9 protein-coding genes, 1 other RNA gene and 1 pseudogene (1 of these 11 cut by a window edge) are annotated in these 12187 nt (G+C 51.2%); 1 reads left to right on the top strand and 10 read right to left on the bottom strand.

Going from position 1 to position 12187, the window contains the following annotated elements; all coding sequences use genetic code 11:
* The 9 genes and pseudogenes from ACXMYH_RS00700 to ACXMYH_RS00660 all read right to left on the bottom strand — a co-directional run.
* Nucleotides 1-593, bottom strand: partial view of an HAD family hydrolase gene (locus ACXMYH_RS00700; protein ID WP_118651041.1) — the 5' portion only. 241 nt of this gene lie to the left of the window's left edge; only the first 593 of its 834 coding nucleotides appear in the window; it begins with the start codon at nt 591-593; its stop codon lies off the left edge, out of view.
* Between the two features lie 249 nt (nt 594-842).
* Nucleotides 843-3101 carry a tetratricopeptide repeat protein gene (locus ACXMYH_RS00695; protein ID WP_405578811.1) on the bottom strand — a complete coding sequence of 753 codons (2259 nt, stop codon included), beginning with the start codon at nt 3099-3101 and terminating at the stop codon, nt 843-845.
* Nucleotides 3102-3146: 45 nt separating this feature from the next.
* Complete coding sequence (gene recR / locus ACXMYH_RS00690) at nt 3147-3746, bottom strand: recombination mediator RecR (protein ID WP_118298196.1); 600 nt, start codon at nt 3744-3746, stop codon at nt 3147-3149.
* A gap of 3 nt (nt 3747-3749) precedes the next feature.
* The gene (locus ACXMYH_RS00685; protein ID WP_021903984.1) at nt 3750-4100 is read right to left on the bottom strand and encodes a YbaB/EbfC family nucleoid-associated protein; all 351 of its coding nucleotides are present in this window, start codon (nt 4098-4100) and stop codon (nt 3750-3752) included.
* A gap of 171 nt (nt 4101-4271) precedes the next feature.
* Nucleotides 4272-5999, bottom strand: coding sequence for a DNA polymerase III subunit gamma/tau (gene dnaX, locus ACXMYH_RS00680; RefSeq protein ID WP_486555298.1), 1728 nt, complete (start codon nt 5997-5999; stop codon nt 4272-4274).
* A 6-nt stretch (nt 6000-6005) separates the two neighbouring features.
* Nucleotides 6006-7088: a 6-phosphofructokinase gene (locus ACXMYH_RS00675; protein WP_118532281.1), complete on the bottom strand. Its 1083-nt coding sequence runs from the start codon at nt 7086-7088 to the stop codon at nt 6006-6008.
* A gap of 328 nt (nt 7089-7416) precedes the next feature.
* A complete protein-coding gene (locus ACXMYH_RS00670; RefSeq protein ID WP_486555297.1) occupies nt 7417-8913 on the bottom strand; it encodes a metallophosphoesterase in 1497 nt (498 codons plus the stop codon).
* A 31-nt stretch (nt 8914-8944) separates the two neighbouring features.
* An RNA gene (ffs, locus tag ACXMYH_RS00665) (signal recognition particle sRNA large type) lies at nt 8945-9206 on the bottom strand.
* A 738-nt stretch (nt 9207-9944) separates the two neighbouring features.
* A pseudogene (locus tag ACXMYH_RS00660) lies at nt 9945-10109 on the bottom strand (sodium ion-translocating decarboxylase subunit beta); the annotation flags it as partial.
* A gap of 445 nt (nt 10110-10554) precedes the next feature.
* Between ACXMYH_RS00660 and ACXMYH_RS00655 the strand changes: the two are divergent.
* Nucleotides 10555-11406 carry a YitT family protein gene (locus ACXMYH_RS00655; RefSeq protein WP_486555296.1) on the top strand — a complete coding sequence of 284 codons (852 nt, stop codon included), beginning with the start codon at nt 10555-10557 and terminating at the stop codon, nt 11404-11406.
* A gap of 224 nt (nt 11407-11630) precedes the next feature.
* On the opposite strand, the gene tadA is transcribed toward ACXMYH_RS00655, so the two are convergent.
* Complete coding sequence (gene tadA, locus ACXMYH_RS00650; RefSeq protein ID WP_405578821.1) at nt 11631-12146, bottom strand: tRNA adenosine(34) deaminase TadA; 516 nt, start codon at nt 12144-12146, stop codon at nt 11631-11633.
* Nucleotides 12147-12187: the final 41 nt, after the last annotated feature.

Genomic DNA, 12187 nt, shown 5'->3' with positions numbered 1-12187 from the left:
GCGTTGATCTCGAGGTTATTTGGAATCGATGAAGAGACAAGGATCCCCGGGATCTTTGAAAGTTCCTCACGCATCCTCTTTCTGGCATCCATATCGCAAAAGAACATGTTGATCTTATCCGCGTCCTGTCCGCGTTCTTTCAAATATGCAATGTTGTCCGGAACCGAATCCCTGGTTCTCCGCACAAGCTCCGCCAGACCTTCCGATGATACATATTTATATATATCATTATAAAATTCCGGCATCGTATATCCGATCCCGCCAATGTATACATCATACATGATCTCATCCGGGCTCGTCCGCGCCATCATCATGATCTTTTCCGCCAGCGCCACCGGGATCCGGCAGGAGTCGATAATCTCATTTTTTGCGAGATCTACCACCTGTGCCCCGTTTGTGAGGATCGCATAATGTACACCCGGCAGATTTCGGAGTTCATCCGGCAGTCCGCGCATCGTGCGGCCGGTCGCCGGGACGATCTCGATCCCACGCGCCGCACATTCCCGGAAAACGCGCAGATTTTCTTCCGGGATCTTCTTTTCATCGTCAAGCAGCGTTCCATCCATATCCGCCGCGATCAGTCTGATCTCCATAATATTCTCCTGTCATCATAGTCTGCCCACAAGATATCTTTTTAAGCTCCGCCCGCCGCCGTCATTTTCCGGCAGGTGATCTTCTTATCCGGCAGTTCTCATGGGTAGTAATCGTATCCCTCTCAGCAAACATAAGTTCGTATCTGTTGGTGAAAAATTTGCGCACCATCCCACTGCAAACGCAATGATCACATGGTGCGCATATTCATTTTTCAGCCTTTCAGCCTTCACATCTGTACTTTTTATCGTTTAGTCGAAGAAGTCTTTTTCATGAAGGATCAGAAGGCCTTCTTTTGTATATGTCGGGGAGAAGAGTCCTGCGATCTTCTTTCCGAGAGACTTTTTCTCTGCCTTATCAGCAGCTTCCTCGATCAGATCGACAGCCGCTGCCTTTGTCAGGCGGACTTCATCCTCTTCCATCATCTCGATGCGCTCATATAGGGCAAGAAGACTCTTTCCTGTGATGCTGCAGTCAATCTCTGATGCATATTTGCAAGCATACTGGGCGAATTCGTCCGGATCCATCTCTTCCTTATCGTCATAGTCTTCCGGAACAACCTCCTCTGCAGCTTCCGCTTTCACCGGAGTCTTCGGCTTTTCTTTGTCTGCAGCCGGCTTCTTCGGAGCTTCTTTGGACTTTCCAAATATTCCTGTCTTCTTCGGCGGGATATATTCCTCTTCCTCCGGTTCCTCTTCCGGCTCTTCTTCCTCGTAAGCGTCTGTTTCCGGTTCTTCTGTTTCTTCAGCCGCCGGCAGCTCCGGTTCTTCCTCCGGCTCCGTCTGTGTTTCCGGTTCCGGTGTCAGAGTGTAAGCTTCCTCTTCCTCCGGTTTCTGTTCCAGCTCCTCTTCCATCTCCTGCTCCGCACTTACCACATCGCGGGCGATCTGTTCCTGTTTTTCTGTGGAACGTTTCAGAGCAGCTTCCATTTCTGCTTCCGCTTTTTTCTGTTCAGCCGCTTCCTCATCGCTTCCGATGTACTGGAATTTACTTGCGAGAGAGGTATTGTGGGCATGGAGCGCCTCAAGGTTCTCCGGGGTATCGATCAGGACAACGATCATGCCGGAGCGGTCTTTTTCCATCAGGTCATCCAGTTCATTCTGGACAGCATCAGTAAGACCTGCCGCATGCTGGATGATCAGATCTTTCCCTGCGAGCATGTCAGCAACTGCGCTGATCCCGCGCTTATTTAATTTCTCACTGCTGATCTTTGCAACCGGGTTCTTGATCCCGAGCTCGCGGTGGATCTCCTTTAAGGATTCAACAGCCATGGAAAGACCTTCCGCGTCCGTCTCCGCCTCGATCATCAGGTTGTTGGTATCGAGCATATCATCCAGGGATTCCAGTTCCAGATCTTCCTCGTCGTCATCCTCTTCCGGAGCCGGAATATTGCGGACCTGGTTTCTGCGTGCGCGCTCTCTGTCGATCTCCGCCTGTTTTTTCGCACGGCGTTCTTCTTCCTCGCGTCTCGCAGCTTCCCGCTCTTCCTCCGCACGGCGGAGCGCTTCCTCTTCCATCTCTTCCCGCTCTTTTGCGGCGCGGATCGCCAGTTTCTGGCGCTCGATCTCACGCTCTTCCTCTGTCGGGATCGTGTGCTCCGGTTCTTCCGTTCCCTGCGCATCTTCCGCAGCTTCCTGTCTTCCCCGGCGGATCGCACTGAGATCTGCAATGGTTCTTGTCGCGTCCATGTCGTTGTCTTCCTCGACAACAGCCGTCCGTCCCTCTTCCTCGGAAAGTCTGGACATCTCGTCTGCCAGCTTCTTTGTCTGGGCATCCTCATGGATCTGCAGGGCAACCTCTCTTGAGACATCCGTGTCTGGAGTTTCCTCCTCGTAGTCATCCTGTTCCGGGGCATTTCCGCTGTATTCTTCCTCAACAGCGCGCAGTTTTGCCTCGTATTTCTCCCTGTTCTCCACAAGGTCCATCTGATATTTGTTCAACGGTGCATACTGAAGTTTCAGATCCATCGCCTTGTCCACATATTTGCCGAGACCGAATAAGAGCATGATGCGGTCACATGTGGCAACACACTTGTCCTCGATCCCTGCTTTGTGGTAGAGCTCTGCCAGCTCATACAGCCATTTCTCATCCACCTCGGATGAAGTATACACCTCCAGCGCACGGATCAGCTGATCCACCGGTGCCTTTTTCGCCTTTAAGATCTTGTAGCGGAGCAGGTACTGGCGCGGATCATCCTGTGCGAGATCGCAGAATTCTCTGTAGTACGCCTCTGCTTCAGCCGTACTTCCGTCCTTTAAGGCGAGATCCGCCAGTTTATAGAGCAGGCGCTTACCGACCGGTGCGCGCTCGAAAGCCAGGAGCAGAATATCCTTCGCCTCCTGGTACTCCTCATTTTTCTCATAGATCTGAGCGATCATGGACAGTAGGCTCGCGTTGCGGACACGGTGCCAGTCGATGGTATCCGCGATCTTCATCGCAGTTCCGTAATCTCCGCGGCTGACCATCTTTTTGATCTGCTCGACTTTAATATTAAACTCGTATTTATCCATTTCTTTCGCATCTCCTGAAACCGGAACAGCCATCTGCTGCCGGTTTTATAATTCCACCCGGCCTTCCAACGCCCGGAGAAGTGTGACTTCATCAATATATTCCAGATCTCCGCCGACCGGAACACCGCTGGCGATCCTCGTCACCTTGATCCCTGTCGGCTTGATCAGTTTGCTTATGTACATTGCCGTCGTCTCGCCCTCAAGACTTGAGTTTGTGGCGATAATGACTTCCTTCACTTCTTCCGTCTGAAGACGCGTCATCAGTTCTTTTAATTTGATATCTCCCGGTCCGATCCCAAGCATCGGGGAGATCGCGCCGTGGAGCACATGGTACACCCCGTCGAATTTTCCCGTTTTTTCGTATGCCGCCAGATCACGCGGGTTCTCCACGACCATGATCACGCTGTGGTCTCTGGTCTGGCTCCGGCAGATCGGGCAGAGTTCCTGGTCCGTCAGGGTGAAGCACTCCTTGCAGTAATGAACATTGTGTTTCGCATCCCGGATCGAGTTCGAGAGCCGTTCCACCTGTTCCTCCGGCATGTTGATGATGTGGAATGCCAGACGCTGGGCCGTCTTATTTCCGATTCCCGGCAGTTTCGACAGCTCCTCTATCAATTTTGATATCTGACTGCTGTAGTAATCCATAATTTAGAAGGAAAGTCCTCCCAGGTTTCCGAGACCGCCTGTGAGCTCGGACATCACTGCGCTGGACTCAGCCTCCATCTGGTGGAACGCCTCATTTGTCGCAGCAACGATAAGATCCTCGAGCATCTCAACATCATCCGGATCTACTGCCTCCGGGGAGATCTTTACAGCGACAACTTCCTTCTTGCCGGATACGGTAACGGATACAGCTCCACCGCCTGCTGTTGCTGTGTACTGCTTCTCCTCAAGCTCTTTTGTCTTCTCTTCCATCTGGCGCTGCATTCTCTGCGCCTGTTTCATAAGATTTGTCATATTGCCGGGCATACCGCCCGGAAAACCGCCACGTCTTGCCATGGTGTACTTCCTCCTGATATTCTTAGTTTTTTATAAATGATGTTCAGGCTCAAAAAAGCTTTTTGAGTCCTTCCGTCAACGCTGACCGGACATTGCCCATATAGGTATGACCGGTTCACAGGTTTCAAGTTGAATCTGTGTTTATATTAATCGCAGCTTTTATCACTGCGGCTAATCTTCGATTGTAATATCCATATGGATGTTTTCTCTCAGCTCATCATCGCTGATATAGCGGGTATCCATCCGTTCCCCGTTTTCCCGCATGCGGGATTTAAAATACAGGGATTTTCCGTATTTCTGCTCCACATACCTTTCCAGATCACCGAGGACGCTCGGACGGCTTCCGATGGCAAAATTCATCGGATCATTGAACACGATGCAGAGACAGCTGTCGCCCGCCGGTTCCACTACAGTTTCCCGGAAACTCGGGCGGATGGACATACCCATGTCGCGGACGATCTTGCCCCACTCATTCCGGATCATGTTGAGATCCTCCAGCTGGGCTTTCGGCAGTGATACAGTCCTCGGCTCATAAGTCTGACCGGAAGCCGGGGGATTCTGCATTCCCGCCGGATTCTGCGCTGGCTGACCTGCCAGTCCCGCGCCATTTCCCGGTGCTCCGGCACCGTCGTAAGCAGGCTGTGCATACATCTGCGGTGAAATCTGCGCGGCTCCCATCATCGGATCACCGGCGATCCCGGCATTCTGCGCGGGAACATAGCCGCCTGCGGGCATCGCAGGGATCCCTTCCTCCACCATGCGCTCCAGCTTTTCCAGGCGCTCCAGGATGGAATCCATGTTCTGCTCCATCTCCGGCTTGGTGAGCTTGATGAATGCAAGCTCGATGAGCACGCGTTTCTGGTTTGCGAAACGGATCTGGTTGGAGAGCTCCGAGAACACGCGGATATATCTCATCAGAGTATTCTCGTCCACAAGCGCCGCGTCTTCCCGCATCTGTGCCAGATTGTCCTCCGACATATCCAGAAGGTCTTCCGCATCATCCGCCGTCTTTAACAGGAGCAGATTTCGGAGAAACCAGATGAAATCCACGACAAACTGGGAAAGTTCCCGGCCCTGGACTACCATCTCCTCAAGCTTCAGGATACAGTCCTTCGTCCGGTTCTCCCGGATCGCATGGAACAGATCCCGGAATACGCTGTTGTCGACAGCGCCGAGGACATCCAGCACATGTTCATACGTCAGCGTCTCGCCGAAGTGGAACGCCGCGCACTGGTCCAGGAGACTTAGAGCGTCTCGCATGGAGCCGTCTCCGGCTTTTGCCACATAGCGGAGCGCTTTATCCTCCACCGGCATGTTTTCCGCTTCCGTAAGTTCTTTTAACCGGGCCGTGATCGTATCCAGCGTAATGCGCCGGAAATCATACCGCTGGCATCTGGAAAGCACCGTGATCGGGATCTTGTGGACCTCTGTGGTCGCCAGGATAAAGATTACATAGGACGGCGGCTCCTCCAGTGTCTTTAACAAGGCGTTGAACGCGCCTGTTGAGAGCATATGAACCTCATCGATGATGTATACGCGATATTTTCCCTCCGTCGGCGGGTACTGGACCTGCTCACGGATCTCACGGATGTTCTCAACGCCATTGTTGGACGCAGCATCGATCTCCACCACGTTTAACGAGGTTCCCGCCGCGATCTGCCTGCAGCTCGGGCATTCTCCACAGGGACTTCCGTCCACCGGATGTTCACAGTTTACCGCCCTGGCCAGGATCTTCGCCACCGTTGTCTTACCGGTTCCGCGGGTTCCGCAGAACAGATACGCATGCCCGATCCTGCCGGAACCGATCTGATTCTGTAAAGTTTTAACGATATGGTCCTGGCCTTTTACATCCGCAAAGACCTGCGGACGCCATTTCCTGTATAACGCTTGATATGACATGTTCTATCAGTCTCCGAAACTGATTCCGATAAGCTTCGCTTCTTTTACAATATCGGACTGCGGATCCACATATTTCAGTTTGCCGGCAGATTCTGCCAGCGGGATATCCGTGATCACATTGTTTTTTACAACGACCAGCTTGCCGAATTCATTATTTTTGATCATGTCGGCGGCATGAGCGCCGATCCTTGTGGAGAGAACGCGGTCATACGGGACCGGAGTGCCGCCGCGCTGCATATGGCCCGGAACGGTCACACGGATCTCCTGTCCTGTCATCTCCTGGATCTTCGCGCCGATCTCATACGCGACGGACTGGTATTTCGTTGCGCGTTCCTCCAGATACTTCTTATACTCCTTCTTGGAAAGAGCTGCCTGTTCTTTTGAGATCGCACCCTCAGCCACCGCAAGGATCGAGAAACGGCTTCCGTTCTTCGTCCGCTCTTTGATCTTCTTTACGACTTTATTTAAGTCATACGGGATCTCCGGGATCAGGATGATATCCGCTCCGCCGGCGATGCCTGCATGAAGTGTGAGCCAGCCGACTTTATGTCCCATGATTTCCACGATGAAGACACGTCCGTGGGAGGACGCGGTCGTGTGGATACAGTCGATCGCATTCGTCGCGATATCCACAGCGCTCTGGAATCCGAACGTCATATCCGTTCCCCAGAGATCGTTATCGATGGTCTTCGGAAGTCCGATCACGTTGAGTCCTTCCTGGCTTAAGAGATTTGCCGTTTTCTGGCTTCCGTTTCCGCCGAGGACGACTAAAGCGTCCAACTTCAATTTATAGTAGGTGTGCTTCATGAGCTCCACCTTGTCGAGTCCGTTCTCGTCCGGTACACGCATCAGCTTGAACGGCTGTCTGGAAGTGCCGAGCATCGTTCCGCCTTTTGTGAGGACGCCTGAAAAATCTGATTGTTTCATCATCTGATAATTTGCATACATCAGACCTTTATATCCATCTTCAAATCCGATAATTTCCACTTCATCTTTGTAGATCTGATACAGACCTTTTGCGACTCCGCGCATCGTTGCGTTTAATGCCTGGCAGTCGCCGCCGCTCGTAAGGAATCCAACTCTCTTCATCGTCTTGTCCTTTCTCCGATTTCTTTCAGTCGAAATGTGAATGCATGTATCCAAGATAAGATTATAATACAAAGAAAAGAGACGGGCAAGAAAAACTTGTCTCCTCTCTCTTTTCTAGGCATATTAGTTACTGTACACGGTAGGAATTTTCTGAACTGAAAATTCCGTACAATGCAGTTGTGGCAGCAGATTTTGCCGATTCGGAATGCGAAGCATCGGCAAAATCGTGTTACAGTGCGCGGGCATAGAGTGTCCGTGTACTGTAACACATATTATGGACAAAAATAAGGTCCTCATGCAGACCGGCAGACGGTGCGTCCTCTCTTTTTTATTGTTCCGGGCGTTTCAAACGGACCGGATTCGGGATCTCGGCATGGTTATTTGCCGACATCGTGTCGCGCATCATTCCGTCGAGCTGGCGGAACTCAACGCTCGGATCCATGTAGCGGACCCAGAGGCCGTATCCGAACTCGTTTTTCTTCTCCGAATAACTGATCGGCACTCCGGCATAGTAATCCTTGTAGATATCCGTATAAAAGTCCGCCATAACTTCTTTTAATTCTTTCGGCACATCCTCCAGGGTTTTAAAGATCTGATTCTTGATGACCGTCTGCAGATAATCCGCTGCATAGGCTGAGAACTCAAGAAGGTTCGGATCCGTCTCCCCGTTTGCGGCCGCCCAGGTGGAAACATCCACGGTCTTTGCGAGATAATCGATGCTGCCGTCCGTGTTTAACGTTACAGTCCCGTACTGACATGGCGGCAGGATCAGGGAATTGCTCACGATCTCCCAGATTCCGTAAGTGTCTGAGCCCATTCCCGGCTCTGTCAGGTGTTTCATGACCTTCTGTGTGTGGAGATGGCCGCTGAAGTACACAGGCGTCAGATAACGTTCAAAGAGTTCCCGGACCTCGTCACAGTTCTCGATCACGCATTCCTCCACATAGACACGGCTCAGGCGCTGGAGATTGTGGTGTCCAACCGGGATCACGGTGATTCCTTCGGCATACGCCTCTTTCAGGCATTCTTCCATCCATTCCAGCGTTCCCTCTTTAATCTCACCGTACACCTCATTTTCCGGCTCGCAGACCGTCGTATCAAGCATCATGAGCCAGGTGGTATCATTCAGTTCCACCAGATAACTCAGGGAATCCGGTGCTTCGCTCTTTGCCTCATTGTATCCGAAATCTCCGTAAATCTCCCGGAATTCTTCCGACGTCACGCTTTCCACATCCGTTCTCTGATCCCCGAAGTATTCTCCGGCATTCGGCTTGTTGATATCGTGATTTCCGGGGATCACATAGACCGGGATCCCTGCGTCTTTGATCTTCCGGAGTTTTTCCGCAAATTCCAGGTGGTTTGCCTTTTCTCCGTTTAAACTCAGGTCGCCGCTCAGGATCAGGGCATCCGGATGTGCCTCAAGAACTTCCGATTCAAGCGCCTGCCATAACTGTGGCTGATAGCGGATCACTTTTCCATCACTGCTGTTTACAAGCTGGTCAAATGCTACGCCATAATCCGTCAACGACGGTGACATGTAGTGGGTGTCAGACGCGATGATCAGATGCGTCTCGATCTTTTCCCGGTCCACCGGATCTCCGGGACCTTCCGTCTCCTCTTCGGTCGGCTCCTCGGTTTCTGTCCCAGTCTCCGATTCCGTTTCCGTCTCTGTCGGCGGTTCCGACTCGGTTGTTGACGGTTCTGTCTCTTCCGCGGCACTCTCTTTTGTTTGATCCGGAACATGATCCCGCACTGCGGGCAGGACAAAGATCACCCCGGCCAATAAAAAAAGAAGCGCCAGCAATAGCAGAAATTTCTTTCTCATTCACTGTCACCTCTTAAGATTTCTTTTTTATCCGCACGCTCTGCTTTGAATACGTCTCATAAACGTTACCCTGGCAGCCAGCTCGGTCCCGGCTCCCTCGCGGCACATGGAAGGTTCTCCTTAATGCTGCTGCATTCCTGCCCTGACATGGTTCAGAGAGTCCCATTGCGCGAGACCAAAACGTCAGCGCCGCTTACCAGGGGCAGCTTCACAAGGAAGTACCCGCGGCAGAACATCACCCCTGCTGTAGCGGATTGCAGGTACAGGGCACCGCTATCTCCCCGGCTGTGCGGACCAGTTAAGTATACATGGACGGGGGCATTTTGTCAAGTTGCGAAATCCCCCGGTGACAGTGAACTATCTGCAAATTTCTTCCCTGATTTCACTAAATCGTATTCATCTGCTTATTTGAACAGCGGCATTTTTGTGATCGGGAATGTCTGGTTCTCTAACGGTGCATGCCAGATCCCGTACCAGATATCTTCCAGGTTATCGCCGTCGGCTGCCAGAAATCCGTAAACTTCACTGTCGTACTCCGGGATTTCCACCGGACCGTACAGCAGCCTGCTGCCGTATTCCTTATAAAGATCCGCAGCCATCTCATTTAACCGGTCATCCGCCAGATATGCATCCTTGAAAGCACCTTTTTCCTTATCTTCCCGAAACACTTTGCAGACTTCTTCCGGAACTTCCGTCACATCCCCATAAGTGTCAGAGTAAAGGTACATCGGGTTCTTTTCCTTCGTGTATACTTTCGGTGCCACCACGCAGCCATCCGCATCTCCGACAACCTCCGTGTAATCATCGCCCTGGGTTACGATCGGTCCCGCTTCCTCCAGCGTGTAGGCTGCAGCCGGCTCCAGCGTCGCAGGGTCATCGGAACTATTGATATTAAATGAAATGTATCCGAAGGAACCATGCAAAGAGATTTTGTCTTTGCTCACATAGTCAAGTTCCACGACATCCCCATAGGACTGCTTTTTCGCGGTTTCAAGGTCCAAAACAGCCGCTTTTTTTTCTTCGTCAGGAGAACCGATTTTCCCGGCCAGAAAGATCTTCGTTGGTCCGTCTGCTCCGCCGATGATTCCGATAGATGCTGCCTCCTTTTTATCTCTATTCTGGATATAACACACTGCGGCAACTCCCGCAAGCACCAGAATTCCTGCAGCCGCCAGGATCTTCTTTTTATTTTTCATACTTTTTCTCCGTTTCCGAATTAACAGGATCTGTGATCATAACTGTGTCATATGGAATCTTCCATTCCGAAATTTTCTGCCCATGAGGTTCATTGATCAGAAAGACCATTTATCCGTTTGCACCGCCCGGGATTGCCGGGAAGTCGTCTCTGCCAAATCTCATGTGCATCCTCCGGATTTATTTCATCTTACCATACAGTTATTACTTCTATATATAAACTTTCTTAACTTTCCCTGTCCATTTCCAGGCATTTTGTGCGGTGCGCAGCGCCCTTTTACTCTATTCACACTTCACCACTTTCTCTTGCATTCCATGTCCGTCCGGTATATACTGGTGAGGCAAAATGATTGTTTCCCGCGGACAGCAGCGAATTTCCAAACAGGAAATCCTGCCTGATGCTGTACACGGTAACGCAAATGTCTCTGCAGGAAAGGATTTATCATCATGAACAACAAGGGGTTTATCAAAGAAGTGCTTGTCATGACCCTGGCTGATGCGATCACGGCCATCGCAGTCTACTTTTTTCTGGTGCCGAGCCACACCTCGATCAGCAGTATCTCCGGTCTCGGGATCGTATTGACCCACTTTATTCCGCTTCCGCTCTCCGTGATCACGATGGCCTTCAATGTCATTTTACTGATCATCGGGTTTATTCTCTGTGGAAAAGAGTTCGGAGCAAAGACCGTGTATACAAGCGTCATGCTGCCGGTATTTCTGGGAATTTTTGAGAAGATCTTCCCAAATTTCACCTCTCTCACCGGGAGCCAGGAACTGGATGTTATCTGTTACGTCCTCGTCGTCAGCGTCGGGCTTGCGATGCTCTTTAACATGAACGCATCATCCGGCGGACTTGATATCGTTGCGAAGATCATGAATAAATATCTGCACATGGATCTCGGAAAGGCCATGTCCCTCTCCGGCATGTGCGTGGCGCTCTCCTCCGCACTGGTTTACGACAAAAAGACGGTCGTGCTCAGTGTCCTCGGTACATATGTGAACGGGATCGTCCTCGACTACTTTATTTTCGATCAGAACGTCAAGAGACGTGTCTGCATTATCACTAAAAAGGAAGAAGAACTCCGCAAGTTCATCATCGACAACCTGCATAGCGGGGCCACGATCTATGAAGCCACCGGTGCTTACAATTTTGAGAAGCACAACGAGATCATCACGATCGTCGATAAGCGCGAATACCAGGCGCTCATGAACTATATCAGTTCCAGTGATCCGGAGGCGTTTATCACGATATATAAGGTTTCGGATATCCGGTACCGGCCGAAGAAATTCAGTGCGTAACATGCATGTAAACGCTTCCATTGCCAGTTTTCTGTGATTATATGGAGACAGAAAAGACCGTCGCCAGATCTTATCTGATATGTGTCCGGAATTCCGGGTATCTATCATATCAGATCTGGCAGCGGTCTTTTATTATAAGTAATTCTATTGCAACTTTTCTGCCTGCAGAACCATCCACTGGCATTTTTCGGTTTCACGGCAAAAACCGATTCTCCGTTTGTCTTTTATGCATTTTCTGAGGTTTCTTTCTCCGCCTGCTCCAGCTTCTTACGTTTTCCTTCTTCCCGCAGTGCTTTAAAGAAATCCTTCAGCATCTGAGAGCATTCATCCCCGCAAAGTCCGACTTCCGTCTCCACCTGGTGGTTAAATCCGTCTTCATGCAGCATGTCGAGCACGGATCCGGCGCAGCCTGCCTTCGGGTTCATGCAGCCGATCACGACTTTCGGGATCCGCGCCTGGACGATCGCACCGGCACACATCGGACATGGTTCCAGCGTCACATACATCGTACAGTCCTCAAGCCGCCAGTCCCCGATGATCCGGCAGGCCTTCCGCATCGCGATGATCTCCGCGTGGGCCAGCACGTTCTTATCCACGGTCCGCCGGTTATATCCCCGCGCGATGATCTTCCCGTCATGCACGATCACGCAGCCGATCGGCACTTCTTTTAAAGCCGCCGCCTTTTTTGCCTGGCGGATTGCTTCTTTCATATAGTGTTCTTCTATTGTCATCTTTTTCATATGTTTCTCCGAATTTCAGGTAATGTTGTCTATGGTCATGG

The sequence above is a fragment of the Pilosibacter sp. NGB245 genome (assembly GCF_057397225.1).
Note: the sequence above shows the minus strand (reverse complement) of the source record. Positions and strands in the feature narration are given on the sequence as shown.

Coding starts and splice junctions, on each gene's coding strand:
- tadA (WP_405578821.1), bottom strand. CDS start 12,146: ATGAAAAAGATGACAATAGAAGAACACTATATGAAAGAAGCAATCCGC.
- dnaX (WP_486555298.1), bottom strand. CDS start 5,999: ATGTCATATCAAGCGTTATACAGGAAATGGCGTCCGCAGGTCTTTGCG.
- ACXMYH_RS00670 (WP_486555297.1), bottom strand. CDS start 8,913: ATGAGAAAGAAATTTCTGCTATTGCTGGCGCTTCTTTTTTTATTGGCC.
- ACXMYH_RS00695 (WP_405578811.1), bottom strand. CDS start 3,101: ATGGATAAATACGAGTTTAATATTAAAGTCGAGCAGATCAAAAAGATG.
- ACXMYH_RS00675 (WP_118532281.1), bottom strand. CDS start 7,088: ATGAAGAGAGTTGGATTCCTTACGAGCGGCGGCGACTGCCAGGCATTA.
- recR (WP_118298196.1), bottom strand. CDS start 3,746: ATGGATTACTACAGCAGTCAGATATCAAAATTGATAGAGGAGCTGTCG.
- ACXMYH_RS00685 (WP_021903984.1), bottom strand. CDS start 4,100: ATGGCAAGACGTGGCGGTTTTCCGGGCGGTATGCCCGGCAATATGACA.
- ACXMYH_RS00655 (WP_486555296.1), top strand. CDS start 10,555: ATGAACAACAAGGGGTTTATCAAAGAAGTGCTTGTCATGACCCTGGCT.